Source organism: Micromonospora sp. NPDC005163, assembly GCF_053599835.1.
On record NZ_JBSFYP010000003.1, the window covers coordinates 209,410 to 236,406 of the forward strand.

The window sequence follows — 26,997 nt, forward strand, 5'->3', positions numbered from 1 at the left end:
TGTCGTCGGGGAGGTGGTGGGGCTTTGATTGCCCGGCGCGACCGGGAGGCGGTCGCGACGAACCTTTCCGGTATGAGGAGTCAGCGTGTCTGACGTGGTGTTCGTGGTCCTGACGGTGGCGCTGTTCGCAGTGCTCGCCCTGGTCGTGCGGGCGGTGGAAAAGCTGTGAGTGCCGTCAACGCCGTGGGCCTGGTGCTCGCGATCGTCCTGGGCGCGTTCCTGGTGTTCGCCCTGTTGTTCCCGGAGCGCTTCTGATGACGATGACCACAGCAGGCGTCATCTTCGTGTTGGCGCTGGTGGCGGCCCTGGTCGCCGTCTACAAGCCGTTCGGCGACTACATGTTCCGGGCGGTCTCCGGCACCCGGCAGTCCCGGGTCGAGCGGGGGATCTTCCGCCTGGTCGGGGTCAACCCGGCCGCCGAGCAGACCTGGGGTGTGTACGCCCGCAGCGTGCTGGCGTTCTCCGCGGTCTCGATCCTGTTCCTTTACCTGTTCCAGCGGGTGCAGAACCACCTGTGGCTGTCGCTGGGTTTCGACCCGGTGGTGCCGCACGGCGCCTGGAACACTGCCGTCTCGTTCGTGACCAACACCAACTGGCAGTCGTACTCGGGTGAGTCGACGATGGGTCACCTGGTGCAGATGGCCGGCCTGGCGGTGCAGAACTTCGTCTCGGCGGCGGTCGGCATCGCGGTCGCGGTGGCGTTGGTACGGGGCTTCGCCCGCAGCCGCACCGGGCAGCTCGGCAACTTCTGGGTCGACCTGACCCGGATCACGCTGCGGATCCTGCTGCCGGTCGCGGTGCTCGGCGCCATCCTCCTGATGATCGGCGGAGCGGTGCAGAACCTCTCCGCCGGCACCGACGTGAGCACCCTGACCGGCGGCACCCAGACCATCACGGGTGGTCCGGTCGCCAGCCAGGAGGTGATCAAGGAGCTGGGCACCAACGGTGGCGGCTTCTACAACGTCAACAGCGCCCACCCGTTCGAGAACCCCACCTCGTGGACGAACTGGCTGGAGATCTTCCTGATCCTCCTGATCCCGTTCAGCCTGCCCCGGGTCTTCGGCCGGATGGTCGGACAGAACCGCCAGGGCTACGCCATCGCCGCGGTGATGGGCATCCTCGCGCTCGCCTCCGTGGCCATCACCAACGTCTTCGAGCTGGCCGGCCACGGCACGGTGCCGCAGGCGGTCGGCGCGGCGCTGGAGGGCAAGGAGGTGCGGTTCGACGTGTCGAACTCGGCCACCTTCGCCGCCGCCACCACGCTGACCTCGACCGGTGCGGTGAACTCGTTCCACGACTCGTACACCTCGCTCGGCGGCATGATGCCGATGGTCAACATGATGCTCGGCGAGGTCGCCCCGGGAGGCACCGGTTCCGGTCTCTACGGCCTGCTCATCCTCGCGGTGATCACCGTCTTCGTGGCCGGCCTGATGGTGGGCCGCACCCCGGAGTACCTGGGCAAGAAGATCGGCTCGCGGGAGATCAAGTTCGCCTCGCTCTACTTCCTGATCACGCCGATCCTGGTGCTGGTCGGTACGGCGGCCGCGTTCGCCACCGGCAACAACTCCACCGCGCTCAACGTCGGCCCGCACGCCCTCTCCGAGGTGCTGTACGCGTTCACCTCGGCCAGCAACAACAACGGCTCCGCGTTCGGCGGCATCACCGTCAACACCACCTGGTGGGACACCGCGCTCGGGTTGTGCATGCTGCTGGGCCGGTTCCTACCACTCATCTTCGTGCTCGCGTTGGCCGGCTCGCTGGCCCGCCAGGCACCCACCCCCGCGTCCGAGGGCACCCTGCCGACCCACCGACCGCTGTTCATCGGGATGGTCGTCGGCGTCACCGTGGTCCTCGTCGCGCTGACCTTCCTTCCCGCACTCGCGCTCGGCCCGCTGGCTGAGGGGCTGTGACCATCATGAGGAACGAGGACATGTCCGTCACCCCTGTGAAATCGGGGACCGGCGAGCAACCGACGCCCGGCACCCCGGCGACCCAGGGCAACCGGGTCGGTGGGGGTCTGCTCGACCCCCAGCAGCTGATCCGGTCCCTGCCGGACGCTGTGCGCAAACTCAACCCGGGCACGCTGTGGCGCAACCCGGTGATGCTGATCGTCGAGGTCGGCGCGGCCTTCACCACCGTCCTGGCGGTGACCGACCCGTCGGTGTTCGCCTGGGCGATCACCATCTGGCTCTGGCTGACCGTGCTCTTCGCCAACCTGGCCGAGGCGGTTGCCGAGGGCCGGGGCAAGGCCCAGGCCGCCACGCTGCGGCAGGCCAAGCGGGACACCATCGCCACCCGGCTGATCAACTGGACGCCGGGCGCCCGGGCGAACGCCTACTCCGACGAGGCGGTGCCCGCGCCGGAACTGCGCCAGGGCGACATCGTGCTGGTCGATGCGGGCGGGATCATCCCCGGTGACGGCGACATCGTCGAGGGCATCGCCAGCGTCGACGAGTCGGCAATCACCGGCGAGTCGGCCCCGGTCATCCGGGAGTCCGGCGGGGACCGCAGCGCGGTCACCGGCGGCACCAGGGTGCTCTCCGACCGGATCGTCGTGAAAATCACCCAGAAGCCGGGGGAGAGCTTCATCGACCGGATGATCGCCCTGGTCGAGGGGGCCAACCGGCAGAAGACGCCGAACGAGATCGCGCTGAACATCCTGCTCGCCGCGCTCACGATCATCTTCCTGCTGGCCGTGGTCACCCTTCAGCCGTTGGCCATCTTCTCCAAGGCGTACCAGGCGGCCGCGCCGGACAGCGGCGCGATCACCGACTCCGGTGTCACCGGGGTGGTGCTGATCTCGCTGCTCGTCTGCCTGATCCCCACCACCATCGGCGCCCTGCTCTCCGCCATCGGCATCGCCGGCATGGACCGACTGGTGCAGCGCAACGTGCTGGCCATGAGCGGCCGGGCCGTCGAGGCGGCCGGCGACGTCAACACCCTGCTGCTGGACAAGACCGGCACGATCACGCTGGGCAACCGGCAGGCCGCCGAGTTCGTACCGGTCGAGGGGGTGACGGCCGCAACGCTGGCCGACGCCGCGCAACTGTCCAGCCTGGCCGACGAGACCCCCGAGGGCCGTTCGGTGGTGGTGCTGGCGAAGAACGAGTTCGGGCTGCGCGAGCGCGAGCCCGGCGTGATGCCGCACGCCACCTTCGTACCGTTCACCGCCCAGACCCGGATGAGCGGCGTCGACCTGACGCCGGACGCCAGCGTGGACGGCGGCGCGGTCGGGACGGCGCGTCGGGTCCGCAAGGGCGCCGCCGCCGCGGTGATGAAGTGGGTCCGGGAGAACGGCGGGCACCCGACCGAGCAGGTCGGCGAGATCGTGGACGCGATCAGCGGCACCGGCGGCACTCCGCTGGTCGTCGCCGAGCAGGTCGACGGCGAGCCCGCCCGCGCGCTGGGCGTCATCCACCTCAAGGACGTCGTCAAGTCCGGTATGCGGGAGCGTTTCGACGAGATGCGTCGGATGGGCATCCGGACCGTGATGATCACCGGCGACAACCCGCGCACCGCGAAGGCGATCGCCGACGAGGCCGGGGTGGACGACTTCCTGGCCGAGGCGACGCCCGAGGACAAGCTCGCGCTGATCAAGCGGGAGCAGGAGGGTGGCCGGCTGGTCGCGATGACCGGTGACGGCACCAACGACGCGCCGGCGCTCGCCCAGGCCGACGTCGGGGTGGCGATGAACACCGGCACGTCGGCCGCCAAGGAGGCCGGCAACATGGTCGACCTCGACTCCGACCCGACCAAGCTGATCGAGATCGTGGAGATCGGCAAGCAGTTGCTGATCACCCGGGGCGCGCTGACCACGTTCAGCATCGCCAACGACATCGCGAAGTACTTCGCGATCATCCCGGCCATGTTCGCCGGCCTCTACCCGAGCCTGGACGCGCTGAACATCATGCGGCTGTCCAGCCCGGAGTCGGCGATCCTGTCCGCGGTCATCTTCAACGCCCTGGTGATCATCGCGCTGATCCCGCTCGCCCTGCGTGGCGTGCGGTACCGGCCGGCCGCCGCGTCGAAGCTGCTCAGCCGCAACCTGTTGCTGTACGGACTGGGCGGCATCATCGTGCCGTTCATCGGGATCAAGCTCATCGACCTGCTCATCCAGTTCATCCCGGGGATTTCGTGATGCGCCTACCCACCTGGCTCGCCCAACACCTCGCCGCCCTGCGCGCCCTGCTCGTCTTCACGGTGCTGCTCGGGCTGGTCTACCCGCTGGCTCTGGTCGCGGTCGGCCAGTTGCCCGGCCTCAACCACAAGGCCGACGGGTCGCTCATCGACGCCGGAGGCAAGACGGTCGGCAGCTCGCTGATCGGCCAGTCCTTCACCGACGGCGACGGCAACCCCGTCCCGCGGTACTTCCAGTCCCGCCCGTCGGCCGCTGGCGACGGCTACGACCCGACCGCCACCTCGGCCAGCAACCTGGGCCCGGAGAGCGTGGTCGACACCATCGCCACCGACCCGGAGGAGTCCAGCGAGAGCCTGCTCACCCAGGTCTGCGGGCGCAGCAAGGAGGTCGGCGAGCTCAACGGCGTCGACGGCGGGCGCCCGTTCTGCACCGCCGAAGGGGTGGGCGCGGTGCTCGCCGTCTTCCGTGCCGACGGTCTGACCGGCCCGGTCATCCGGGTGGTCAGCGTCAACCAGACCGCCCCGGCCACCCCGTTCGTCCCCTCGTACCAGGGGGTGCAGGTGGAGCTGGCCCAGCCCGGCGAGGACTACGTGGCCGCCGGTGGGGTGGTCACCCCGATCCGTGGCGACGCTTCCGCCGACCCGGCGGTGCCCGCCGACGCGGTCACCGCCAGCGCCAGCGGCCTCGACCCGCAGATCAGCCCGGCGTACACCGAGCTGCAGGTGAACCGGGTCGCGCGTGAGCGCGGCGCGGACCCGGAGGCGGTCCGCCGGCTGGTGGCTGAGCACACCACCCGGCGGGCGCTCGGCTTCATGGGCGAACCGGGCGTCAACGTGCTGGAGCTCAACATCGCGCTCGACAAGCAGTTCCCCGCTCGCTGACCGCGTTGGGAAGGGCCCCTTCTTATCGCCAGGCGTTAAGAAGGGGCCCTTCCTTCTGATCGGAGAGGATGGTTTCGTGCCACGCGGAGAACTGCGCATCTATCTCGGAGCCGCCCCCGGCGTCGGCAAGACGTACGCGATGTTGGAGGAGGCCCAGCGGCGGGCCGCGCGCGGCACCGACGTGGTGATCGGCTTCGTGGAGACCCACGGCCGCCAGCGCACCGCGGCCATGCTCGGCGACCTGGAGCAGGTGCCCCGCCGCACGATGAACTACCGGGGCGCCGAGTTCACCGAGATGGACCTGGACGCGGTGCTGGCCCGCCGGCCGGAGATCGCGGTGGTCGACGAGCTGGCGCACACCAACGTGCCCGGCTCCCGGCACGACAAGCGCTGGCAGGACGTCCAGGAGCTGCTCGACGCGGGGATCGACGTGCTCTCCACGGTCAACGTGCAGCACCTGGAGTCGGTCAACGACGTCGTCGCCCAGATCACCGGCACCGTTCAGCGGGAGACCCTGCCGGATGAGATCGTCCGCGCCGCCGAGCAGGTCGAGCTGGTCGACATGACCCCCGAGGCGCTGCGCCGGCGGATGGCGCACGGCAACATCTACCGCCCCGACAAGATCGACGCCGCGCTGGGCAACTACTTCCGGGTCGGCAACCTCACCGCGCTGCGCGAGCTGGCGCTGCTCTGGCTGGCCGACAAGGTCGACGAGCAGCTCGACCGGTACCGCAGTCAGCAGGGCATCGAAACCACCTGGGAGGCCCGGGAACGCGTGGTGGTAGCGCTGACCGGCGGCCCGGAGGGCGAGACGCTGATCCGGCGGGCCGCCCGGGTCGCCGCCCGCAGCAAGGGCGCCGACCTGCTCGCCGTGCACGTGGCCCGCAGCGACGGCCTCGCCGGCGCCGACCCGGCGCAGCTGGCCCGGCAGCGGGTGCTGGTGGAGAGCCTCGGCGGCACCTACCACCAGGTACTCGGCACCGACGTGCCGGCCGCGCTGCTGGACTTCGCCCGCGGCGTGAACGCCACCCAGCTGGTGCTCGGCGCCAGCCGCCGGGGCCGCTTCGCGCAGCTGTTCGCCAGGGGCGTCGGCGTGACCACCACCGCGCTCTCCGGCTCGATCGACGTGCACCTGGTCACCCACACCGAGGCCGGCAGGGGACGCCGGGCGGGGGCCGTGCCGGCGGCGCTGTCCCGGCGCCGCCGGTTGCTCGGCTTCGCCCTGGCCGTGCTCGGCGTGCCGCTGCTCACCCTGCTGCTGAGGTCGCTGCCCGACCTGACTCTGACCAACGACATCCTGCTCTTCCTGGTGGCCGTGGTGGCGGTCGCCCTGGTCGGCGGGCTGTGGCCGGCCCTGGTCGCCGCGCTCGGCGGCTCGCTGCTGCTCAACTGGTTCTTCACCCCGCCGTACCGCACGCTGACCATCGCCGAGGCGGACAACCTGCTCGCCCTGGCCGTCTTCGTCGGCGTGGCGCTGGCGGTGAGCTGGATCGTCGACGTGGCGGCGCGGCGGACCCGCGAGGCGGCGCGGGCGGCCGCCGACGCGCAGACCCTCGCCGCCGTCGCCGGTGGTGTGCTGCGCGGCGAACGCCCGCTGCCCGCGCTGCTGGATCAGCTTCGGGAGACCTTCGGGCTGCGCGCCGTGAGCGTGCTGGAGCTGGCCGAGGAGGCCGGTGGTCGCCCGGAACGCGCCCGCGAGGAGCGCGCCTGGTGCGTGGTGGCCAGCGTCGGCGAGCGGCCGGCCTGCACGCCGGACGGCGGTGAGACGGCGGTGCCGGTGGACGAGCGGATCACCGTTGTGTTGAGTGGCCGGCGGCTGGAGGCGGCCGACCGGCGGATCGTCGAGGCGTTCGCCGCCCAGGCCGCCGTAGCGCTGCGCCAGGAACGGCTGGCCGAGGAGGCGGCCACCGCCCGGCCGCTGGCCGCGGCGGACCGGATGCGTACCGCGCTGCTCGCCGCGGTGAGCCACGACCTGCGTACGCCGCTGGCGTCGGCGAAGGCGGCCGTGACCAGCCTGCGCAGCCCCGACATCGAGTTCGACGAGCAGGACCGCGCGGAACTGCTGGAGACCGCCGAGGAGTCGCTGGACCGGCTCGCCCGGCTGGTCGGCAACCTGCTGGACATGAGCCGGCTCCAGGCCGGTGTCCTCGGCATCACGGCGAGCGCGATCGGCCTGGAGGACGCCGTACCCCGGGCGCTGGACGAACTCGGCCCACCCGCCGCCGCCGTCGTGACCGACATCCCGGCCGACCTGCCCGCGGCCACCGCCGATCCCGGCCTGCTGGAGCGGGTGCTGGTCAACGTCATCGCGAACGCGCTGCGGTACAGCCCGTCCGGGCAGCCGCCCACCGTGACCGCGAGCGCGCACGCCGGCCAGGTGGAACTGCGGATCATCGACCGTGGGCCGGGCATCCCGGAGGACCAGTGGGAGCACGTCTTCCTGCCGTTCCAGCGCCTCGGTGACCGGGACAACCAGACCGGCGTCGGCCTCGGGCTTGCCCTGTCCCGGGGTCTGGCCGAGGCGATGGGTGGCAGCATCAGCCCCGAGACCACCCCTGGCGGTGGGCTCACCATGGTGCTGCGGCTGCCCGCCGCCGCGCAGACCAGCTCGGAGGGGCCGCAGGAATGACGCGCATCCTGGTCGTCGACGACGAACCGCAGATCCTGCGGGCCCTGCGGATCAACCTGCGCGCCCGCCGGTACGACGTGGACGTCGCCGGCACCGGGGCGGCCGCGCTGAAGTCCGCCGCCAGCCACCCGCCCGACCTGGTGGTGCTCGACCTCGGGCTGCCCGACATCGACGGGGTCGAGGTGATTCGCGGGCTGCGGGGCTGGACCGCCGTACCCATCATCGTGCTCTCCGGGCGGGCCGGCAGCGAGGACAAGGTCGCGGCGCTCGACGCCGGCGCGGACGACTACGTCACCAAGCCGTTCGGGGTGGAGGAGCTGCTGGCCCGCATCCGCGCGGTGACCCGGCGGCTCGGCGCGTCAAGTGAGGCGGTACCCGCGCTGCGGATCGGCCAACACACCGTCGACCTCGCCGACCACTCCGTCCGGCGGGACGACGGCACCGAGGTGAAGCTGACCCCCATCCAGTGGAGTGTGCTGGAGAAGCTGCTGCGCCACCCCGGCAAGCTGGTCAGCCAGCGCCAGCTGCTCCAGGACGTGTGGGGGCCGGAGTACCAGAACGAGACCAACTACCTGCGGCAGTACCTGGCCCAGCTGCGGCGCAAGCTGGAGGACGACCCGGCCCGGCCCCGGCATCTCATCACCGAGCCCGGGATGGGCTACCGCTACCGCCCCTGACCGGCGCCCGATCCGGTGCCGACCGGGACCGGGTCGATCATGTCGCGTGGGCCGACAAGGGTGGCTGGTCCCCGGGCCGGCACGGTCGGAGCTGCCCGATCGCCGATGCTCGGGTCCAGCGGCGGCGCCACCAGCAGCGGGTCGACCTGGATCCGGTCGATGCCGAGCGGACGCAGCATGCCGCGCAGCGCCGACTCGCAGAGCTCCTGCCACGGCTGATCGGCGCCCATCGCGGTGACCAGCAACTCGGACCGGGTGAAGGCGATGCCCACCCGCTGACCCTGCGGTGACCGGCCGGTTCGCACCGTCCGCACCATCCGTCCCGGCAGATCCCGCACCGGAACGGCATAGATTATCGGGGCCTCGTCCATGGTCGGGGCGATCCTTTCCGTTCGTGCCGTCGCTCTGGCGACGGTCATCGGCTGAAACGTTCGAGGTCGCGGGCGAAGCGGCGGATCGTCGCGGCCCGCGCCCAGGCCGGCGCGGGGACCGCGATGACCGGCACGGCGGCCCGTTCCACGCAGTACCGGGTGACGTGCCCGCGCGACCGGCCCAACCGTCCCCGTTCTGGGCTGCCGAGGACGGGCAGGTCGGACTCCCGGTGCGCGTGGTCGACCAGCACCTGCCCGGCGTACCCCTGTGCCGCCACCAGTCGCACGGCCACGTCCCGGGGCATGCCGCCCAGTGCGGTGTCGAAGACGGTCCGCAGGTATGCCAGGGCCGCCCGGTCGCACTCGTCCTGCCAGCGCCAGGTCAGCGTGCCGGGCCGCCACGTCGGGGCGAAGACCCACGCCCGCACCGCGTCCAGCTGAGTGCCGTCGCGGCGGGCCAGCTGCACCGCGCGGCGCAGCGCCTGCATCCCGGCGAACGACCTGTCGACGCCCACCACGATCCGCGGGGCGATGGCTGTGCGGCTCATGCTGCGGGCACCGCCCAGGCCGGAGCGTCGCGTACGACGCGCGGGTCCGCCGGCGTGGCCAGGTCGAGCGCGCGGAGGATGAAATGCGCCACCACGACCTCCACCCCGGCGCGACGTCGCAGGTCGGCCACGGCCCGGTGCAGCACGGTGATGCTGTCGGCGGAGAGCCGCACCACGGCGTCCACGTCGGCCGCGATCCACCACGCGGCGACCACGCACGGCTCGTGCCGCAGGTACTCCACCAGGTGACTGCCGGGCGCGGACGAGCCGAGTCGGACGCTGACCAGCGCCTCGTGCCGACGTTCGGGCTCGTCCGACCCGGTCGTGCGAGGTTCCGCCAGCGGGCCGGGGCGGTCGTCACGTGGTGTGCCGTCCCGGGCCGACGGTGTCTCGGTGCCGGCCGGCAGGTGTCCCCGTTCCCAGCGCGTCATCCGCCAAGGGCTCATGGACCCATCGTCACCAGTCGGCGACGGCGGACCGCCCGTCGATACGCCGTTCTGACGGGCCACCGCCAATCCTTGACGCCCTGTTCACGCCGACTGCCGGTGGGGCGACCTGACCTGACGGGTAGCGTTCCTGACGGACCGACGGTGGGCGTACGAGGAGGACCCGGTGCAGACGACGACGGTGGACATCCCGACCGGCGAAGGGGTGGCGGACGCCTGCCTCACCCGGCCGGACGGGGGCGGCCCGTTCCCGGCGGTGCTGCTCTTCCAGGACGCGTTCGGCCCGCGCCCGCGCCTGGTGGAGATGGCGGAGCGGATCGCCGCCCGGGGCTACCTGGTGCTGACGCCCCACCTGTTCCACCGTGCCGGCCGCGCGCCGCTGTTCGACCTGTCCCGCCTCGGCGAGGCGGACCAGCGCGGCGCGATCTTGGAGAAGATCATGCCGCTGGTCAGGGGGTTGACCGCCGACGTGATCAGCCGGGACACGGCGGCCTACCTCGACTTCCTGGCGGCCCGGGACGACGTGCGGCCCGGCCCCGTGGCGGTCACCGGCTACTGCATGGGCGGCACGAACGCGCTGCGGGCCATCGAGGCGCACCCGGACCGGATCGCCGCGGCGGCGAGCTTCCACGGCGGACGGATCGTCACCGACGCGCCGGACAGCCCCCACCTGGGCGTCGGTTCGATCACCGGCGAGGTGTACTTCGGGCACGCCGACGAGGATCAGTCGATGACGCCCGAGCAGATCGCGACGCTGGAGAAGGCGCTCGACGCGGCCGGCGTCCGGTACCGCTCCGAGGTGTACGCGGGCGCGCACCACGGCTACACCATGGCGGACAGCGCCGCGTACGACGAGCCGGCCACCGAGCGGCACTGGGTGGCCCTGTTCGACCTGCTGGACCGGGCGCTGCCGATCGGCTGACCCGGTCAGCGGAGCAGGAGCACCGGCCCGGCGTCGATCCGGGTGCGGAACAGCGCGTACGGCCGGCGCCGCAGGTCCTGCCCCCGCTGGTACTGCGGTTGCCGATGCAGCTGGTTGGCGGTCACGTAGAGGTACCCGTCGCCGGCCACCGACATGGTGTCCGGCCAGAGCAGTCGAGGGTCGTGGACCACGGTCTCGTACTCGCCGTCCGGCCGCCGGCGCAGCACCGCGTTGTGCTCGTACGAGGTCAGGTAGAGCCGCCCGGCGTCGTCGGTCTCCAGCCCGTCCGACGCGGTGCCCTTGTCACCCTCGTCGACCACGGTCGCCGCGACCGCCTCCTGGGTGACCCCGGGGTCGGCCAGGGCCTCGTTGGACACGCTGTACCAGCGCCGGGACGCCAGTGGGCAGTAGTGCAGCCGGGTGCCGTCGGCCGAGATGGCGATGCCGTCGGCGCCCATGCCCACCGCGTTCGGCGGCCCGTCCGCCGGCCGCTCGAGGAAGGGCCGGCCCTCGACCACCGGGCGGAACGTCGTCAGCGGCTCCGCTTTGGTGGACGGGTGGTCGTGCAGCCGTCGCCAGGAGGCCCCACTGGCCAGGTCCACCACGATGATCCCGTTCGGCCCGGTGCTCGCCGAGTCGGTGATGTACGCGACCCCCGACTCGCCCCGCCGCAGATCGAATCGAACGTCGTTGAGGTACGTCGTGGGCAGCGCCACGTCCGGCGGGAACGTGATCACCTGGGCCACCCGGTCGGTGTCCAGGTCGATCCGGACCATTTTCGGCCCGCCCGGCTTCGTCGGCTGGAACATCGGGCTGCCGGTGTCCAGCACCCAGAGTCGGTCGGCCGGGTCCACCACGATGCTCTGCACCGAGACGAACGCGCCCGCGTCGTCATCCCCCGACGGGTCGTTCCACGGCTGGTCGGGGTAGGGCGCCTCCCGGCCGTCGCGCAGCTCGACGACGGTGGCCGGCACCTCGTCGCCCCACTTGGGGAAGTTGACGAAGATCCGGCCCCGGTGCGAGACGCTCACGCCGGTCGGCATCGGGCCGGTGAAGGTGTGCACCAGCTCCAGCTCGCCGAGCGGCTCGTCGCCGACCGGCCCGTTCATGACGCCCGCCGCGCGGATCTCATCGCCTCGCCCCCTGCCGGTCGGTCGGGCCCACGCCGACCGAGGGTGGTCATTCCCGCCCCGGCGTCCGATATGCCTCCGGTCAGCCGTCGCCCGGCGTGGCGGCGAGCGCGGTGGGCAGGCCGGGGACCGGGACGTCGACCGCGAGCAGCGCGCCGTCCAGTGGTCCGGCCGGCGCGAGCCCGTACCGGGCGGTGCCGATGAAGAGCCGGCGCAGGTCGGGGCCGCCCAGGCAGATGCCGGCCGGCTGGCTCGCCGGGAGTCGGATCTCCCGGTCCAGCGTGCCGTCCGGTCGGTAGCGGCGCACCGCCGAGCCGCCCCACAGCGCGACCCAGAGGTGACCCGCCGCGTCGACCGTCATCCCGTCCGGGCCGCCTTCGGAGGTGGTCAGCCGCAGGAACGGCTCCCGCCCGTGCAGGGCACCGGTGTCCGGGTCGACGCTGAACCGGTCGACTTCGCCGCGCGGCGAGTCGGCCAGGTACATGGTGGTGCCGGCGGCGTCGAAGGCCGGACCGTTCGGCACCGTCAACCCGGTGACGGCCGGCACCGGCGCCGCGCCGGGAGCCAGCCGGTACAGCGTGCCCCCACCGGGCACCCCGGCGTACGTCATGCTGCCCGCCCAGAACCGGCCGTGCGGGTCGGCGACCGCGTCGTTCATCCGGGCCGGCTCGGGCCCGCCGGCGACCAGGTCGGCGACCGGCCGGGGGTCACCGGTGGCGGGCAGCAGCGCGACGCCGGTGCCGGCGGCGGCGAGCCAGGCGCCGGGGCTGCCGGCCACCGGGGCGACCGCGCCCAGTGGGACGTCCAGCCGGCGCAGCTCCCGCAGCGGGCCCGGCCGGTCGCCGTCGGTCTCCAGCAGCCGCCCGGCCAGCAGGTCGACCAGGACCAGGCGGCCGGCCACCCAGCGCAGCCCCTCGCCCAGCTCCAACCGGTCCGTGCTCCACGCGGTCGGTTCGGTCAGCTCCATCTCGCTCCTCCAACGAATCTTCTCCGGCGGTCGGCCGTACCGGCGCTCAACGCACGGTGCCGCCGGGCCCGTGGTCGAGCAGCGCCAGCTCGGCCCGGTCGGGCAGGCCCTCCCAGTCACCCCGGGTGGCCACCGCGAACGCGCCGGTGGTGACCGCCCGGTGCAGCCGGGCCGGTGCGTCGGCCCCGTCCAGCCAGGCGGAGAGCAGCCCGGCCACGAAGGCGTCGCCGGCGCCGACGGTGTCCACCACCGGCACCACGCGGGCGGGGCGGTGCACGGTGCCGAGCGCACTGTGGCTGGTGGCCCCGTCGGCGCCGTGCTTCACCACGACCTCGGTCACGCCGGCCGCCCGGAGCGCCGCGACCGGGTCGGCGGCGTCGGTCAGCACGGCCAGTTCGTCGTCGGAGGCGACCACCAGGTCGATCGAGGGCAGCAGCGGCCGTAGCGCGGCGGCGGCCTCGGCGATGGACCAGAGCCGGTGCCGGTGGTTGACGTCCAGGCAGACGGTGCTGCCCGCCGCGCGGGCGAGCCGCACGGCCGCCACGACGGCCTGGTACGGCTCGGCGCCCAGCGCGCAGGTGATGCCGGTGACGTGCAGCAGCCGGGGCGGTGGCCGGGGCGGGTCGAAGGCGGGGGTGACGTCGGCGGGGCGCAGCCGGGAACCGGCCGACCCGGTGCGGTGGTAGGTGACCCGGTTGATGTCGGCGACCCGGGACTCGAAGAGGATCAGCCCGGTGGGGGCCGTCGGGTCCACCCGGGACCAGGTCAGGTCGACGCCCTCGGCGCGCAGTGTGCGGCGGACCAGCTCGCCGGGCTCGTCGGCGCCGGTGACCCCGACCCAGGCGGCCCGGTGGCCGAGCCGGGCCAGGCCGATGGCCACGGTCGACTCGGACCCGGCGACCGAGATCCCGGCGGTGCCACCCAGCCGCAGGGGGCCGGTGGCGCGGAAGGCCGCCATCGTCTCGCCGAGGGTGAGCAGGTCGGTCACGCTCGGACCGCAGCCAGGAAGACGGCGGCGCGCTCGCGCAGCGCCGCCGGGTCGCCGCCGCGGACGGCGTCGCCGAGCAGCGGGGAGCCGACGCCGACCGCGACGGCCCCCCGGTCGAGGTAGCGCCGCGCGCCGTCGGCGTCAACCCCGCCGACCGGCACGAACGCGATGCCGGGGAACGGGTCGCGCAGCGCGCCGAGGTAGTCGGGCCCGCCCAGCGAGGCCGCCGGGAAGAGCTTGATCGCGGTGGCTCCGCCGCTGCTGGCCTGCACCACCTCGCTGGGGGTGAGCGCGCCGGCCAGCACCGGCAGTCCGAGCCGGCCGCCCTCGGCGAGGCTCGGCGCCAACGCCGGGGTGACCAGGAAGCCGGCGCCGGCGTCGGCCGCCGCGCGGGCGTCCTCGGCGCTAAGCACGGTGCCCGCGCCCAGGGCGAAGTCCGGCCCGAGGGCGGCTCGGGCCCGCCGGATGGTGCCGAGCGCGTCGGCCCCGGTCAGCGAGACCTCGACCAGCGCGACGCCGCTCTCGGCCAGGGTGAGCACCCCCGACAGCGCGGCGGCCGGGTCGGGGCCGCGGACGATGGCCAGCAGTCGGTGGGTACGCAGTTCGTCGAGCAGGTTCATCGCGGGCGTCCTTACCGGAAGCGGTGGGCGGAGAGGGTGAGCCGCCAGGCGACCTCACCGGCGGGCGGAACGACCGCCGCGTCGGACGGACCGGCATCGGCCAGGTCGAAGGCGGCGCCGAGCATCGGTTCGACACCGATGCTGCGGTAGGGCGTGGTGGCGGGCCAGCCGCCCAGGTTGCGCCAGAGCGCGGTGCTGCGGGGTTGGTCGGCGCACTCCAGCTCCAGGGTCAGCCGGTCGGCGCCGTCGGTCACCTGAACCCGGGGGCAGTCGAGTAGCACCGCACCGAGCGCGGTGCCGTCGTCCGGGCCGAGGGTGTCCAGCGCCAGCCCGGCCGGCGCGGGCCAGGGCCCGGTCAGCCAGGGGCTGCCGGCGGGCCAGGTGCCCGGGGACAGCAGAGCGGCGGCCTCCGGGTGCAGCCGGGTCGGAGTGCCGGCCGGCGCGTCGAGACGGGCCTCGGGGGAGAGGTCGAGCAGGGCGTGCGCCGCCCACACGAACCGGTGGCCGGGCTCAGCGGCCAGCCGGTAGTCGGCCACCACCACGCCGTCCCGGTCGGTGATCCGGCGGGTCAACGTGAACGTGGGGCGTTCGATGACCACCGTTCCGGGACCGGCTGTCCGCCACGGCCGGGACCACACCTCGCCGTGGTCGGGCCGGCCGCGCACGGTGGGCAGGCACTCCTCCAGCCCGCCGGCGTCGATGAACGCGGCGTCGGGGCGTACCTCGTGCCGGCCGGTTTCCGGCCCCCGCCAGAGCCACTCCCGGCCGCCGCCGCGCAGGCTGGTCCACCGGCCGCCTCGTGCCGCGTCGTACGCCACCCGCAGCGGCACCGGCGCGGGCCCGGCACCCCCGGTCACCATTCGGCGAACGACCCGTCGCGGTGCTGCCAGACCGGGTTCCGCCAGGCGTGTGGGGTACGCGCGGCCTGCCGCACCGCCGCCTCGTCCACCGTGATGCCCAGACCGGGCCGGTCCAACCGGCCGATGTGCCCGTCCACGAACCGGAACGGCTCCGGGTCGACCAGGTAGTCCAGCAGCTCGGAGCCGGAGTGGTAGTGGATGCCGATGCTCTGCTCCTGGATCAGGAAATTCGGCGTCGCGAAGGCCACCTGGAGGCTGGCCGCCAGGGAGATCGGGCCGAGCGGGCAGTGCGGGGCCAGCAACGCGCCGTACGTCTCGGCCAGCGCGGCGATCCGGCGCACCTCGGAGATCCCGCCGGCGTGTGACAGGTCCGGCTGGACCACGGCGACCCCGGCCTGCAACGGGCCGAGGAACTCGGAGCGGCCGTAGAGCCGTTCCCCGGTGGCCACCGGGATCGGCGTACCGGCGACGATGTCGCGCAGGTGGTGGGCCTGGTCGGGCAGGACCGGTTCCTCCACGAAGAACGGACGCAGGGGGGCCAGCTCGGGCAGGATCCGGCGAATCGCGGCCAGCCCGGCCCGGCCGTGGAAGTCCAGTGCGATGTCCCGGTCGGGGCCGAGCACCTCCCGGGCTGCGGCGACCCGGCCGATCACCGCGTCCACCTCGGCGGAGGTGGGGATGGCAGACAGTCTCCCGCAGGCGTTCATCTTGACCCCGGTGAGACCGGCGGCGGCCTGCGCGGCGGCGGCGTCGGCCACCTCGTCGGGCTCGTCCCCGCCGATCCAGGAGTAGATGCGCACCCGGTCCCGGACGGCCCCACCGAGCAGGGCGTGCACCGGTGCGCCGTACGCCTGCCCGGCGATGTCCCAGAGCGCCTGGTCGAGGCCGGCGACCGCGCTGGAGAGGATCGGGCCGCCGCGGTAGAAGCCGCCCTTGGTGAGCACCTGCCAGTGCTGCTCGATCCGGAGTGGATCCTCGCCGATCAGGTATTCGGAGAGCACCTCGACCGCGCTGCGCACCACCTCGGCGCGCCCCTCGACCACGGGCTCACCCCACCCGACCAGCCCGTCGTCGGTCTCCACCCGGCAGAACAACCACCGTGGCGCGACCAGGAAGGTCTCGATCCGCTCGATCTTCACTGACTGCCCCTCTGTCCCCGTGCCTTCTCGACGTCGCGGACAGCCTTGTCCAGCAACTCACGCATGGCGGTCTCGGTCGCCGTCTCGTCGCGTGCCCGCAGCGCGTCGACCACGGCGCGGTGGCTGGGCACCGGGTCGTCGTGCGGCGCGCCGCCGTGCACCAGCCGGTCCCGCTCGGCGAGCCCGGTCTCCATCACCACCTCCATGCGCTCCAGCAGCTCGTTGTGGGTGGCGGCGAGCAGCGCGCGGTGGAAGGAGAGGTCCGCGGCGACGGCGGCGGCGGGGTCGCCGTTGGCCTCGGCCATCTCGACCAGCGCCCGGTCGAGCGCGGCGATGTCGTCCTCGGTGGCCCGGGTGGCGGCCAGCCGCGCGGCGGCCGGCTCGATGATGGCGCGGACCTCGTGCAACTGGTCGAGCAGGCGCTCGTGGGGGCCTTCGGCGAACTGCCAGCGGATCACGTCACCGTCGAGCAGGTTCCAGTCCGCCCGCGGCCGGACGAACGTGCCGCGCTTCTGCCGGGCGTCGACGATGCCCTTGGCCGAGAGAACCTTCAGCGCCTCGCGCAGCGCCGTCAGGCTGACGTCGAACTCCTCCTGCAGCGCGACGATGTTCAGGGTCGCCCCGGCGGGGATCTCACCGGTGAGGATGCGGCGGGCGATGGCTTCGACGGTCTGCCCGTGGACGCCGCGGCGTGCGTACTGTGCCAATGCTCTCCTGGCCTTCTCGCTGGTCGGTATCGATCTCTCAGGCCGAGGCTTTCACCGCGGTCCAGCCACCGTCCACCACCAGGCTCGCGCCGGTGACGTAGGCGGCGTCCGGTGAGGCGAGGAAGGCCACCGTCGCGGCCACCTCGTCCGGCGTGCCGAACCGCTTCGCCACGGTCTCCGCGACGCTGCGTCGACGGTCCTCTTCGGACACTTCGGCCCAGGCGTCGGTGAGGATCGGCCCGGGGAGCACGGTGTTGACCCGCACCTGTGGGCCGTACTCCACGGCGAGCTGGCGGCCGAGCGCGACGAGGCCGCCCTTGGCCGCGGCGTACGCGGGTCGCCCGGGCAGCCCGACCAGCGCGTGCACCGAGGAGATCAGCACCACCGAGCCCGCGCGTGCCCGCAGATCGTCCAGACAGGCGCGTACGCCGAGGAACGAGCCGGTGAGGCTGACCCCGAGCTGGTGGTCCCAGGACTGTCGGCTGGTCTCGTGTGCCGGGGCGACCTGCACGGCGTACGCGGTGCTGACCAGGATGTCCACCGGGCCGAGGCTGCCGTGCACCGCCGCCACGGCGGCCGACCAGTCGGCCTCATCGCTGACATCGCCCATTACGGACAGTGCTCGGTCGCCCCGGGCGGTCAGCTCGCCGGCCAGCGGGGTCGAGTCGGCCACGTCGAGCAGCGCGACTGCCGCTCCCTCGGCGGCGAGTCGTCGGGCGATGGCTGCGCCGATCCCGCCCATCGCGCCGGTGACCAGCGCGTTCTTACCCTCAAGCCGGCGCATAAGCTGATCCACCTGACCCTCGCCTTGGTCTCATCTAATCATTAATTACGAAGATATCTTGACAGCCGCCGAGGGTCGATGCAACCTTCTGGTCACACCATTCACATGGCCGACACATTGCGCCGTGACGCTACGTGTCGTAGAGGAAGGACACCCCCGTGAGCGACTTCGACCCCGGTCGCCGGCGATTCCTTGGCCACCTCGGGCTCGCCGGCCTGGGCGCCCTCGGCGCCAGCTCGTTCCTCAGCGCGTGCGCCAGCTCCGCGAGCGGGCCGACGGCGGGCAACGGCTCCGGCGCGGTCACCATCCAGTCCAACCTCTCCTCGCCGCAGGCCAAGGCGGCGATGGAGAAGCTGATCGCGAACTTCAACGCGCAGGGCAAGGGCACGGCGAGCCTCAACACGATCGCCTCGGAGACCTTCCGGACCCAGCTGCCGACGTACCTGACCTCGGCCAACCCGCCGGACCTCTACACCTGGTACGCGGGCTCGGTCGCCAACGACTACGCCAGCCGCAACCTCCTGCTGGACGTCTCCGACGTCTGGAAGTCGCTGGGCGACTACCCCCAGTCGCTACGCACCCTCTCCACCGACGCCAGCGGCAAGCAGGTCTTCGTGCCGATGAACAACTACTGGTGGGGCTTCTTCTACCGCAAGTCCAACTTCGCCAAGTGGGGCGTGCGGGAGCCGAAGACCTGGACCGAGTTCCTGGCGCTGTGCGAGACGCTGAAGAGCAAGGGCATCCCGCCCATCGGCATCGGTCTCGGCGACACCCCGTGGGTGGCGTCCGCCTGGTTCGACTACCTCAACATCCGGATCAACGGCGCCCCGTTCCACCGCGAACTGCTCGCCGGCAAGCAGCGCTTCGACGACCCCAGGGTCAAGGCTGTCTTCACCCGCTGGCGCGAGGCCCTGCCCTACTTCGACCCCAAGGGCAAGGCCTACCCGTTCCAGGAGGCGACCACTGCCCTGCTGGCCGGCAAGACCGGCATGTTCCTGATCGGCACCTTCTTCGCCGATGCGGCGCCCAAGGATGCTCTCGGCGACCTGGACTTCTTCCAGTTCCCGATCATCGACCCGGCGGTGCCGGTGGCCGAGGAGGCCCCGACCGACGGCTTCTTCGCCAGCGCCAAGACCGCCAACTCCACCGGCACCAAGGCTCTGCTCACCTACCTGGCCGGCGTCGAGGCGCAGGAGGCGTACGTCAAGGCCAGCTCCGGAATCGTGCTGCCGGCCAACCCGAAGGCCAAGGCGTCCGACTCGCCGCTCGTGGTCAAGGGCAAGGCGATGCTCGACGGCGCCAAGGAGCTGACCCAGTTCTTCAACCGCGACTCCAGCGACGCGCTCCAGCCGACCGCGGACACCGCGCTGACCAAGTTCATGGACAAGCCGGACCAGATCGACGCGATCCTGCGGGAGTGGCAGAGCGGCGCCGAGAAGGTCTTCAAGGGCTGACGTGACAGCAACGATCTCCACGACTTCGGTCACCCCCACCCGGCGGCGGCGACGGTCGGCTCGACTGTCGCCGCTGCTGGTGGCGTTCGTCCTCGTACCGTTCCTGGTCGAGAGCGTCTGGGTCTTCTGGCCGGCGATCCAGGGCTTCTGGTTCTCCCTCACCCGCTGGGACGGCATGTCGCCGCCCACCTTCGTCGGCGTCGACAACTACGTGGAGATGGCCGGCGACGCCACCTTCCGGGGCGCGCTGCTCAACACGGTGATCTGGCTGGTCCTCTTCGGCGGCCTCTCCGTGCTGGGCGGCTTCGGCATGGCGCTGGTCCTGCAACGGGAACGGCGCGGGGTCGGCTTCTACCGGGCCGCGCTGTTCACCCCGGTGGTCTTCTCGCTAGTGGTGACCGCGCTGGTCTGGCGGGTCTTCTACCAACCCGACGGGCTGCTCGACTCGTTCCTGCGGTCGGTCGGCCTGGAGCAGCTGATCCGACCCTGGCTCGCCGACCCGCAGACCGCGCTGTACGCGGTGATCCTGCCCGCGCTGTGGCGGCAGATCGGGTACGTGATGGTGCTGTTCCTGGCCGGGCTGAAGGCGATCGACCCGGCGCTGCACGAGGCGGCCCGGATGGACGGCGCCAACGCCTGGCAGCGGCTGCGGCACGTGACCATCCCCCAGCTCAAGGGGGTCAACGCCGTCGTGCTCTCGGTCATCGTGATCGACTCGCTGCGGTCGTTCGACATCGTCTGGTCGCTGACCAAGGGCGGGCCGTACCACTCGTCGGAGCTGCTCAGCACCTACATGTACTCGACCGCGTTCCAGAGCCTGCGCCTGGGCTACGCCTCCGCGATCGCCGTCGTGATCTTCGTGCTGGCGCTGGCGGTCATCCTCGGCTACCTGATCCGCGCGTTCCGGGAGGAAGCGTGATGAACAAGCTCCGCACCGGGGCCTTCCACACCGGCATGATTCTGCTCTCGCTGCTCTGGCTGGGCCCGGTGCTCTGGGTCGTGGTGATGTCCACCCGGTCGTTCGACGACATCGCCGCGCACGGGGTCGGCAGCCTGCCCCGCTCGTTCACCCTGGACACCTACCGGCAGGCGTGGACCGACGGCGGCGAGCTGCGCGCGCTCATCAACAGCATGCTGGTCACCATCCCGTCGGTGGCGCTGAGCCTGGGGCTGGCCGCGATGGCCGCGTTCGCGCTGAGCCGCTTCCGGATCCCCGGCCGCCGGACCATCCTGCTGCTGATGCTCGCCGGCAACCTCCTGCCACCGCAGATCCTGCTCATCCCGGTGGCCAAGTTCAGCGAGCTGACCGGCCTGTACGACACGCTGTGGGCGCTGATCGCGGTGCAGGTCGGCTTCGGGCTCGGCTTCTACACCTTCGTCCTGCACGGCTTCATGCGGGACCTGCCGGGTGAGATCCAGGAGGCGGCCACGATCGACAGTGCCGGCACGGCGCAGATCTTCACCCGGGTGATGCTGCCGCTGACCAGGCCCGCGCTGGCCGCGCTCGGGGCGCTCTCCTTCACCTGGATCTTCAACGACCTGCTCTGGGCGATCACCGTGCTGCGCACCGACGACAACATGCCGGTCACCCCGGCACTGCTCGGCCTCCAGGGTCAGTTCGTCTCGTCCTGGAACGTCATCGCCGCCGGCACGGTCATCGCGGCCGTACCCACCGTCGCGGTCTTCCTGCGCTTCCAGCGGCACTTCGTCTCCGGCCTGGCGCTCGGGGCGGTCAAGTGACCGCCCCCGCGCCGGGCGGGCAGCGCTGGACGCTGCGCGGCGCGCACACCGAGTACACCGTGACCGTGCCGGCGCACGGCCGCTGGCTGGAGCTTGTCGCGTGGGGTCCGCACGGCGTCTCCGACGGCCCGTCCCCGGTCGCCTACGACGGCCCGGTGCCGTTCCTCACCGCCGGGGACGCCGCCCCGATCGAGTACGCGACCGACGCCGACCGGCCGTTCACCGGCGCCGACCTGGTGGTGGAGACGGCCAGCGGGGAGCGCCGGGTGGGCTTCGGCCACACCGACGTGCGGGTCGACGCCGACCAGCGGGAGCTGGCGGTCGGTTTCGCCGACCCGGTGACCGGGCTACGGGTCACCGTGCACTACCGGGTGCCCGCCGGCACCGACGTGGTGCAGCGGTGGGTCGAGCTGACCAACGAGGGCAGCGGTCCGCTGCGGGTCGTGCGGGCCGGGTCGGCCGGGTTCTGTGTGCCGACGCCGCACGGCGCGCTGCTCAGCCACCAGTGGGGGCAGTGGGCGCAGGAGTTCCAGCTCTCCCACGTCGAGCTGGGCCACGGCACGTTCACCATCGGCAGCTCGCAGGGCGTACCCGGGCACCTGCACGTTCCCTGGCTGGCCGTGCGGGACACCGCCGAGCCGGCCGGCCCCACCTGGGGGACGGCGCTGGCCTGGACCGGCTCGTGGGAGATCAGCGCCGAGCGGGACACCGGTGGCCTGACCCGGGTCCGCGCCGGCCGCCAGTTGGTCGACGGCCCGCTGGAGCTGGCCCCCGGCGACCGGCTGACCCTGCCGATGGTTACCGGGGCGTACAGCCCGGACGGCCTGGACGGCCTGGCCCGGGTCTGGCACACCCACCAGCGGCTGCTCGCCGGGGAGCGGCTGACGCCGCGCCCGGTGCTCTACAACTCGTGGGAGGCCACCTACTTCGCGGTCGAGGCGAAGAGCCAGTTGGCGCTCGCCGAGATCGCCGCCGAGCTGGGCGTGGAGACGTTCGTGGTGGACGACGGCTGGTTCGTCGGCCGCGACGACGACACCACCGGGCTGGGCGACTGGACGCCGGATCCGGCGAAGTTCCCGGCCGGGTTCGACGCGTTCATCGCCGACGTCCGCGCGCTCGGGCTGAACTTCGGGCTCTGGGTCGAGCCGGAGTGCGTCAACCCACGGTCCCGGCTCTACGCCGAGCACCCGGAGTGGGTCTACTCCGTCCACGGCCGTCCGCTCACCCCCGTACGCAACCAGTACCTGCTCGACCTGGGCCGGCCGGAGGTCGCCGAGTTCGTCCACTCCACCGTGGACGGTCTGCTCCGCCGGTACGAGATCGACTACCTGAAGTGGGACTTCAACCGGCCGCGTACCGAGCCGGGGCGCCCGGGCGGGGTCGGCCCGCTCGACCTGGACGGCGCGCACGTGACCAACCTGCACCGGATCTACGAGCGGTTGCGCCGGAACCACCCCGGCGTGCTGATCGAGGCGTGTGCCGGCGGGGGCGCGCGGACCGACCTGGCGATGGCCGCCCGCGCCGACGTGTTCTGGCCCAGCGACAACACCGGCCCGCTGGACCGGCTGGCCATCCAGTACGGCTTCCTGCACGCCAACGCCCCGCACCTGCTCAGCTCCTGGGTCACCGACGCGCCCGGCCTCTTCGATCCGCGTCCGCGCTCGCTGGCGTTCCGGTTCGTGCTCGCGATGGCCGGCGTGCTCGGCATCGGCGCGGACATCCGGGCCTGGAGCGCCGCCGAGCGGGCCGAGGCGGCCGGCTGGATCGCCCGGTACAAGGAGATCCGGGACGTCGTCACGTACGGCGAGGCGCACCTGATCGGCGGCCCCGACCAGGCTCGCTGTGCGGTGCAGTACACCGCGCCGGACGAGCGCCGGGTGGTCGTGCTGGCCTGGCACACCGGCCGGCTCGACGGCGCTGGCCTGCTCCCGTCCCGCCCGGTCCGGCTGCCATTGCGGGGCCTCGACCCGGCCGCCCACTACCGGCACGGCGACAAGCACTACTCCGGCAGCCACCTCAGCTCGGTCGGCCTGCCGGTGAACTGGAGCGCGACCCACGACGCCGACCTCATCGTGCTGCGCCGCGACTGAGGCCGGGGCACCACCGCACCCCACCCCCGAGGGACAGGAGTACCCCCCATGCGCCTGATCCGACCGCTGACCGTCGCCCTGGCCGTGCTCGGCCTGGGCCTGGTCGGCCCACTGCCGGCCACGGCCGGCCCACCGCACAGCGATCCGTCCCCGGCCCACGGCCACGGCCGGCCCGGCCACGCCCCCGCCGCCACCGGCGCCGAGGACCAGGGCGCCCCGACCTTCTTCAACAGCGGGCTGGCCCCGACGCCCTACCAGGGCTGGAACACCTACTTCGGCCTCGGTGGCGATCCCACCGAGGCCGAGGTCCGATCGGTCACCGACTTCATGGTCAGCAGCGGCCTGCGGGACGCCGGCTACACCTACGTCTGGATCGACGGCAACTGGGCCGCGCCCACCCCCCGTGACGAGGCCGGCCGGCTGGTCGCCGACCCGGCCCGGTTTCCCGGCGGGATGGGCGCGCTGGCCGCGTACATCCACAGCAAGGGCATGAAGGCCGGCATCTACACCGACGCCGGGCCGTACCTGCCCGGGCAGTGCGGGCTGGGCAGCAACGGCCACTACCGGGCCGACGTGGCCCAGTTCGCCGGCTGGGGGTTCGACGCGCTCAAGGCCGACTGGCTCTGCGGCCGCGCCGCGGGCCTCGACCCGGAGGCGACCTTCCGCGAGCTCGCCGACGCGGTACGCCAGTCGCCCCGGCCGATGCTGCTGAACATCTGCAACCCGGTCAGCTCCGACTGGGGCGGCGGCCCGTACACCCCGGAGCAGCTCTCCACCTGGACCTACACGTACGCGCCCACCGTCGCCGACTCCTGGCGAACCTACACGGACGTGGGGCTCACCGACCCGACGCCGCAGTGGGCGTTCCCGTGGGTGCTGCGCAACATGGACGTCAACGCGTACCACCCGGCGGCCACCGGGCCGGGGCACTACAACGACCCGGACTACCTGCTGCCGATGCGTCCGCTGCCCGGCGGCGGATACGAGCTGAGCCTGGAGGAGTCCAAGACGCAGCTCGGCATGTGGTCCATCATGGCCGCCCCGCTGGTCATCGGCTCCGACCCGCGCGGCCTGCCCAGCGAGATGATCTCTGCCCTGACCAACCCGGAGATCATCGCGGTGAACCAGGACCGGCTGGTCCGGCAGGGCGTCAAGGTCGCCGACACCGGGGTCGACGCGCAGGTCTGGAGCAAGGTGCTCACCGGCTCCGGCCGGCGGGCGGTCGCGCTGCTGAACCGGCACGACACCGCCCAGGAAATCACCGTCAACTTCGCTGACGTCGCGCTCGGCGGGCCGGTCGCGGTCCGCGACCTGTGGGCCCGCAACACCGTCGACGCCGAGCCCGGCACGGCCGGGGTCCAGCCGTTCACCGGCTCGTACACCGTCCAGGTCCCGGCGCACGGGGTGGCCATGCTCGGCCTGACCGGCGCCGACCAGGTCGCCGGTGCCAGCCTCGGCGGCACCGCCAGCGCCAGCCCCGCGCTGGTCCGGGTGGACGACACGCACGCCACCGCCTTCGTCCGGACGGCGCAGGGCGCGTTGGCGGTGAACACCCGCTCGGGTGCGACCTGGGGGACCCGGTGGACGTCCCTCGGCGGCCCGGTCGGCGGCCGGATCCTCGGCCAGCCGGCCGCGTACGGCTCCGCCGGCGGCCGGATCGACGTCTTCGTACGGGGCACCGACAACGCGGCCTGGCAGCGCAGTTACGTCGCCGGCAAGTGGGGGCCGTGGCGGAGCCTCGGCGGCACGGTGACCGACGGGCCCACGGTGGCCTGGACCAGCCCGACCCAGTGGACGCTGATCGTCCGCGGTGCCGACGGCATGCTCTTCTCGCGTACCCCGAGCAGCGGCTGGACGGGCATCGGCGCGCCCGACGACCGGCCGATCTACGGCCGGCCGAGTGCCGTCGTCGACGATGCCGGCGTGCTGCACGTCGCGGTCCGCAGCCGCACCGACGAGGTGTGGTGGCGCAGCCGGACCGGCACCACCTGGTCGGCCTGGACCAGCCTGGGCGGCACCACCAGCGGCAGCCCGACCCTGCTGGCCACCGAGGGGCGGGTCTACCTCTTCGCGCTGGCCGCCGACAACCGGCTCTGGCAGCGCAACCTGGTCGACGGGGCGTGGGGCGGCTGGTTCCGTCGTGGCGAGTTCGCCACCGACGCGTTCCGGGGCGCACCGGGGGCCGCCGCAGGCGCCGACGGCAGCGCCTGGCTGGCGGTACGCGGCGTCGACGACCGGGTGCATCAGATCGTTCTCTGATCCATTGTGGTGTGCCGTCGGCGGCTCCTCCGTCGGCGGCACACCACGCGTCAGTCCGGAACGAGCTCCCGGCACCGGCGCAGGACGGCCAGGGCGAGTGGCGCGCCGCGGCCCTCGATGCCGGCCTCCAGCTCGGCCATCGCCCCCGCGGCCCGCGCCGGTTCACCCGCCGCCGTCCGTCCGGTCCGATGTGCGTTCGGTTGTGGCACGTCGTTGCCTCCACGTTCGGTGCCGGCCGCCACGACTGATGACGGTGGCCGAAACGTAGGAGCGGTATCGATCGTCGAGAAGCGCTCGTAACCGGCCGGAAACCTTGGAAACAAGCGTAACGTCACGGGTACTTTGCGCGTCATTTTGGGCTCCGCCTCGCCGCCTGGCAGCAACCCGGCTGAACCACCGCCGCCGCGCCGGCCCGCCGCTAGCGTCGGACCGGGCGGTGAGACGGCAGGGCCGACAGGAGGGGCGGCGGTGAAGGCACTGGTGTGGCAGGGCGCCGACGAGCTGGCGGTGACCCAGGTGCCGGAGCCGCAGCTGCGCAACGAGCAGGACGCGATCATCAAGGTACGCAAGACGGTGACCTGCGGCTCCGACCTGCACCTGCTGGGCGGCTACCTCCCCTTCATGGAGCGCGGCGACGTCCTCGGCCACGAGTTCCTGGGTGAGGTGGTCGAGGTCGGCCCGCAGGTGCGTAGGCACCGGGTGGGGGACCGGGTGGTGGTCTGCTCGTTCATCTCGTGCGGTCGCTGTTGGTACTGCCAGCAGCAGCAGTTCTCGCTGTGCGACAACGGCAACACCAACCCGGCGGTCATCGAGAGCCCCCGGGGCCCAATGCCCGGCGGCTGCTACGGCTACTCGCACGCCCTCGGCGGCTTCGCGGGCAGTCACGCGGAGTACATCCGGGTCCCGTACGCGGACCAGGGGGCGTTCCCGGTTCCGGACGGGGTGAGCGACGAGCGTGCGCTGTTCGCCTCCGACGCCGCTCCCACCGGGTGGATGGGCGCCGACCTGGGCGGTGTCCGGCCCGGTGACGTGGTGGCGGTGTGGGGCGCCGGCGGGGTGGGCCAGATGGCGGCGCGGGCAGCGGTGCTGCTGGGCGCCGAACGGGTGATCGTGATCGACCGCTTCGACGACCGGCTACGGATGGCGGAGACGCACCTGGGGGTGGAGACCCTCAACTACCAGAGCCACGATGTGGGCGGCGAGCTGCTGGAACGCAGCGGCGGGCGGGGGCCGGACGTGTGCATCGAGGCGGTCGGGATGGAGTCGCACAGCACCGGCCCGCAGTCCTGGTACGACCAGATCAAGCAGCAGTTGCGGCTGGAGCCGGACGCGCCGGTAGCCGCCCGGGACGCCATCCACAACTGCCGCAAGGGTGGCAGCGTGTTCCTGCTCGGTGTCTACGCCGGTCTGGTGGACAGGTTCCCGCTCGGCGCGGTGATGAACAAGGGCCTCACGCTGCGCGGCGCCCAGCAGCACGGCCACCGCTACATTCCGATGCTGCTCGAACGGATGGCGCGCGACGAACTGGTCACCGAGCACCTGGCGACCCACACCATGCCGCTCGACCAGGCTCCGCAGGGCTACAGCATGTTCAAGAACAGGATCGACGGCTGCGTACGGGCCGTCTTCGAACCGGCCGGATGACGC

25 protein-coding genes are annotated in these 26,997 nt (G+C 72.6%); 13 read left to right on the forward strand and 12 right to left on the reverse strand.

From position 1 onward, the window contains the following. Positions 1 to 165: 165 nt before the first annotated feature. The 6 genes from kdpF (at position 166) to ACWD6N_RS04430 (ending at position 8,325) form a co-directional block, all read left to right on the forward strand. The gene (kdpF, locus tag ACWD6N_RS04405) at positions 166 to 255 is read left to right on the forward strand and encodes a K(+)-transporting ATPase subunit F (protein WP_089017935.1); all 90 of its coding nucleotides are present in this window, start codon (positions 166 to 168) and stop codon (positions 253 to 255) included. Further along, on the forward strand, positions 255 to 1,910 hold the full coding sequence (gene kdpA / locus ACWD6N_RS04410) for a potassium-transporting ATPase subunit KdpA (RefSeq protein ID WP_449935893.1): 1,656 nt from the start codon (positions 255 to 257) through the stop codon (positions 1,908 to 1,910). The genes kdpF and kdpA overlap by 1 nt, the downstream gene beginning before the upstream one ends. A gap of 20 nt (positions 1,911 to 1,930) precedes the next feature. Further along, positions 1,931 to 4,138, forward strand: a complete 2,208-nt coding sequence (gene kdpB / locus ACWD6N_RS04415; protein WP_387322972.1) for a potassium-transporting ATPase subunit KdpB — start codon at positions 1,931 to 1,933, stop codon at positions 4,136 to 4,138. Then, positions 4,138 to 5,019, forward strand: a complete 882-nt coding sequence (locus tag ACWD6N_RS04420) for a potassium-transporting ATPase subunit C (RefSeq protein ID WP_450004483.1) — start codon at positions 4,138 to 4,140, stop codon at positions 5,017 to 5,019. The genes kdpB and ACWD6N_RS04420 overlap by 1 nt, the downstream gene beginning before the upstream one ends. 76 nt (positions 5,020 to 5,095) lie before the next feature. Beyond that, entirely contained in the window at positions 5,096 to 7,648 is a 2,553-nt protein-coding gene (locus ACWD6N_RS04425; protein WP_387322976.1) for a sensor histidine kinase, read from the forward strand. Next, positions 7,645 to 8,325, forward strand: a complete 681-nt coding sequence (locus ACWD6N_RS04430) for a response regulator (RefSeq protein WP_387322978.1) — start codon at positions 7,645 to 7,647, stop codon at positions 8,323 to 8,325. Before ACWD6N_RS04425 ends, ACWD6N_RS04430 begins: the two co-directional genes overlap by 4 nt. Here ACWD6N_RS04430 and ACWD6N_RS04435 read toward each other — a convergent pair. From ACWD6N_RS04435 to ACWD6N_RS04445, 3 genes are read right to left on the reverse strand one after another with little or no spacing between them, the layout of a single operon-like run. Next, a complete protein-coding gene (locus tag ACWD6N_RS04435) occupies positions 8,313 to 8,696 on the reverse strand; it encodes an SAV_915 family protein (RefSeq protein ID WP_387322980.1) in 384 nt (127 codons plus the stop codon). The two genes, ACWD6N_RS04430 and ACWD6N_RS04435, sit on opposite strands and share 13 nt — an antisense overlap. Before the next feature lie 44 nt (positions 8,697 to 8,740). Then, complete coding sequence (locus ACWD6N_RS04440; RefSeq protein WP_450004484.1) at positions 8,741 to 9,244, reverse strand: universal stress protein; 504 nt, start codon at positions 9,242 to 9,244, stop codon at positions 8,741 to 8,743. Then, positions 9,241 to 9,690, reverse strand: a complete 450-nt coding sequence (locus tag ACWD6N_RS04445) for a hypothetical protein (RefSeq protein WP_449935881.1) — start codon at positions 9,688 to 9,690, stop codon at positions 9,241 to 9,243. The genes ACWD6N_RS04440 and ACWD6N_RS04445 overlap by 4 nt, the downstream gene beginning before the upstream one ends. A 166-nt stretch (positions 9,691 to 9,856) precedes the next feature. On the opposite strand from ACWD6N_RS04445, the gene ACWD6N_RS04450 reads away from it, so the two are divergent. Beyond that, positions 9,857 to 10,612, forward strand: coding sequence for a dienelactone hydrolase family protein (locus ACWD6N_RS04450; protein WP_387322986.1), 756 nt, complete (start codon positions 9,857 to 9,859; stop codon positions 10,610 to 10,612). A gap of 5 nt (positions 10,613 to 10,617) precedes the next feature. On the opposite strand, the gene ACWD6N_RS04455 is transcribed toward ACWD6N_RS04450, so the two are convergent. The 8 genes from ACWD6N_RS04455 to ACWD6N_RS04490 all read right to left on the reverse strand — a co-directional run bounded on the left by ACWD6N_RS04455 (position 10,618) and on the right by ACWD6N_RS04490 (position 17,807). Continuing rightward, complete coding sequence (locus ACWD6N_RS04455) at positions 10,618 to 11,721, reverse strand: L-dopachrome tautomerase-related protein (RefSeq protein ID WP_450004485.1); 1,104 nt, start codon at positions 11,719 to 11,721, stop codon at positions 10,618 to 10,620. Positions 11,722 to 11,824: 103 nt separating this feature from the next. After that, positions 11,825 to 12,709, reverse strand: coding sequence for an SMP-30/gluconolactonase/LRE family protein (locus tag ACWD6N_RS04460; RefSeq protein WP_387322990.1), 885 nt, complete (start codon positions 12,707 to 12,709; stop codon positions 11,825 to 11,827). A 46-nt stretch (positions 12,710 to 12,755) separates the two neighbouring features. Next, positions 12,756 to 13,697 carry a sugar kinase gene (locus ACWD6N_RS04465; protein WP_450004486.1) on the reverse strand — a complete coding sequence of 314 codons (942 nt, stop codon included), beginning with the start codon at positions 13,695 to 13,697 and terminating at the stop codon, positions 12,756 to 12,758. Next, the gene (locus ACWD6N_RS04470; RefSeq protein WP_450004487.1) at positions 13,694 to 14,317 is read right to left on the reverse strand and encodes a bifunctional 4-hydroxy-2-oxoglutarate aldolase/2-dehydro-3-deoxy-phosphogluconate aldolase; all 624 of its coding nucleotides are present in this window, start codon (positions 14,315 to 14,317) and stop codon (positions 13,694 to 13,696) included. Before ACWD6N_RS04470 ends, ACWD6N_RS04465 begins: the two co-directional genes overlap by 4 nt. A gap of 11 nt (positions 14,318 to 14,328) precedes the next feature. Further along, positions 14,329 to 15,177 carry a hypothetical protein gene (locus ACWD6N_RS04475; protein WP_387322996.1) on the reverse strand — a complete coding sequence of 283 codons (849 nt, stop codon included), beginning with the start codon at positions 15,175 to 15,177 and terminating at the stop codon, positions 14,329 to 14,331. Next, complete coding sequence (gene dgoD / locus ACWD6N_RS04480) at positions 15,171 to 16,316, reverse strand: galactonate dehydratase (protein WP_387322998.1); 1,146 nt, start codon at positions 16,314 to 16,316, stop codon at positions 15,171 to 15,173. The genes ACWD6N_RS04475 and dgoD overlap by 7 nt, the downstream gene beginning before the upstream one ends. Next, entirely contained in the window at positions 16,313 to 17,023 is a 711-nt protein-coding gene (locus ACWD6N_RS04485) for a FadR/GntR family transcriptional regulator (RefSeq protein WP_387323000.1), read from the reverse strand. Before ACWD6N_RS04485 ends, dgoD begins: the two co-directional genes overlap by 4 nt. 37 nt (positions 17,024 to 17,060) lie before the next feature. Next, on the reverse strand, positions 17,061 to 17,807 hold the full coding sequence (locus ACWD6N_RS04490) for an SDR family NAD(P)-dependent oxidoreductase (protein WP_387323002.1): 747 nt from the start codon (positions 17,805 to 17,807) through the stop codon (positions 17,061 to 17,063). A 158-nt stretch (positions 17,808 to 17,965) separates the two neighbouring features. Between ACWD6N_RS04490 and ACWD6N_RS04495 the strand changes: the two genes are divergently transcribed. From ACWD6N_RS04495 to ACWD6N_RS04515, 5 genes are read left to right on the forward strand one after another with little or no spacing between them, the layout of a single operon-like run. Further along, the gene (locus ACWD6N_RS04495) at positions 17,966 to 19,261 is read left to right on the forward strand and encodes an ABC transporter substrate-binding protein (RefSeq protein ID WP_387323004.1); all 1,296 of its coding nucleotides are present in this window, start codon (positions 17,966 to 17,968) and stop codon (positions 19,259 to 19,261) included. Position 19,262: 1 nt separating this feature from the next. Further along, entirely contained in the window at positions 19,263 to 20,180 is a 918-nt protein-coding gene (locus tag ACWD6N_RS04500) for a carbohydrate ABC transporter permease (RefSeq protein WP_354964494.1), read from the forward strand. Then, positions 20,180 to 21,001: a carbohydrate ABC transporter permease gene (locus ACWD6N_RS04505; RefSeq protein WP_450004488.1), complete on the forward strand. Its 822-nt coding sequence runs from the start codon at positions 20,180 to 20,182 to the stop codon at positions 20,999 to 21,001. Before ACWD6N_RS04500 ends, ACWD6N_RS04505 begins: the two co-directional genes overlap by 1 nt. Next, on the forward strand, positions 20,998 to 23,091 hold the full coding sequence (locus tag ACWD6N_RS04510) for an alpha-galactosidase (protein WP_450004489.1): 2,094 nt from the start codon (positions 20,998 to 21,000) through the stop codon (positions 23,089 to 23,091). Before ACWD6N_RS04505 ends, ACWD6N_RS04510 begins: the two co-directional genes overlap by 4 nt. Before the next feature lie 48 nt (positions 23,092 to 23,139). Continuing rightward, positions 23,140 to 25,350: a glycoside hydrolase family 27 protein gene (locus ACWD6N_RS04515; protein WP_449935863.1), complete on the forward strand. Its 2,211-nt coding sequence runs from the start codon at positions 23,140 to 23,142 to the stop codon at positions 25,348 to 25,350. 50 nt (positions 25,351 to 25,400) lie between these two features. Here ACWD6N_RS04515 and ACWD6N_RS04520 read toward each other — a convergent pair whose 3' ends face one another. Further along, complete coding sequence (locus ACWD6N_RS04520) at positions 25,401 to 25,559, reverse strand: hypothetical protein (RefSeq protein WP_450004490.1); 159 nt, start codon at positions 25,557 to 25,559, stop codon at positions 25,401 to 25,403. A 259-nt stretch (positions 25,560 to 25,818) separates the two neighbouring features. Here ACWD6N_RS04520 and ACWD6N_RS04525 point away from each other — a divergent pair, with 259 nt between their 5' ends. Further along, entirely contained in the window at positions 25,819 to 26,994 is a 1,176-nt protein-coding gene (locus tag ACWD6N_RS04525; RefSeq protein ID WP_387323013.1) for a zinc-dependent alcohol dehydrogenase, read from the forward strand. Positions 26,995 to 26,997: the final 3 nt, after the last annotated feature.

Coding starts and splice junctions, on each gene's coding strand:
- kdpA (WP_449935893.1), top strand. CDS start 255: ATGACGATGACCACAGCAGGCGTCATCTTCGTGTTGGCGCTGGTGGCG.
- kdpB (WP_387322972.1), top strand. CDS start 1,931: ATGTCCGTCACCCCTGTGAAATCGGGGACCGGCGAGCAACCGACGCCC.
- ACWD6N_RS04420 (WP_450004483.1), top strand. CDS start 4,138: ATGCGCCTACCCACCTGGCTCGCCCAACACCTCGCCGCCCTGCGCGCC.
- ACWD6N_RS04430 (WP_387322978.1), top strand. CDS start 7,645: ATGACGCGCATCCTGGTCGTCGACGACGAACCGCAGATCCTGCGGGCC.
- ACWD6N_RS04435 (WP_387322980.1), bottom strand. CDS start 8,696: ATGGACGAGGCCCCGATAATCTATGCCGTTCCGGTGCGGGATCTGCCG.
- ACWD6N_RS04440 (WP_450004484.1), bottom strand. CDS start 9,244: ATGAGCCGCACAGCCATCGCCCCGCGGATCGTGGTGGGCGTCGACAGG.
- ACWD6N_RS04445 (WP_449935881.1), bottom strand. CDS start 9,690: ATGAGCCCTTGGCGGATGACGCGCTGGGAACGGGGACACCTGCCGGCC.
- ACWD6N_RS04455 (WP_450004485.1), bottom strand. CDS start 11,721: ATGAACGGGCCGGTCGGCGACGAGCCGCTCGGCGAGCTGGAGCTGGTG.
- ACWD6N_RS04460 (WP_387322990.1), bottom strand. CDS start 12,709: ATGGAGCTGACCGAACCGACCGCGTGGAGCACGGACCGGTTGGAGCTG.
- ACWD6N_RS04470 (WP_450004487.1), bottom strand. CDS start 14,317: ATGAACCTGCTCGACGAACTGCGTACCCACCGACTGCTGGCCATCGTC.
- ACWD6N_RS04475 (WP_387322996.1), bottom strand. CDS start 15,177: ATGGTGACCGGGGGTGCCGGGCCCGCGCCGGTGCCGCTGCGGGTGGCG.
- ACWD6N_RS04490 (WP_387323002.1), bottom strand. CDS start 17,807: ATGCGCCGGCTTGAGGGTAAGAACGCGCTGGTCACCGGCGCGATGGGC.
- ACWD6N_RS04505 (WP_450004488.1), top strand. CDS start 20,180: ATGAACAAGCTCCGCACCGGGGCCTTCCACACCGGCATGATTCTGCTC.
- ACWD6N_RS04515 (WP_449935863.1), top strand. CDS start 23,140: ATGCGCCTGATCCGACCGCTGACCGTCGCCCTGGCCGTGCTCGGCCTG.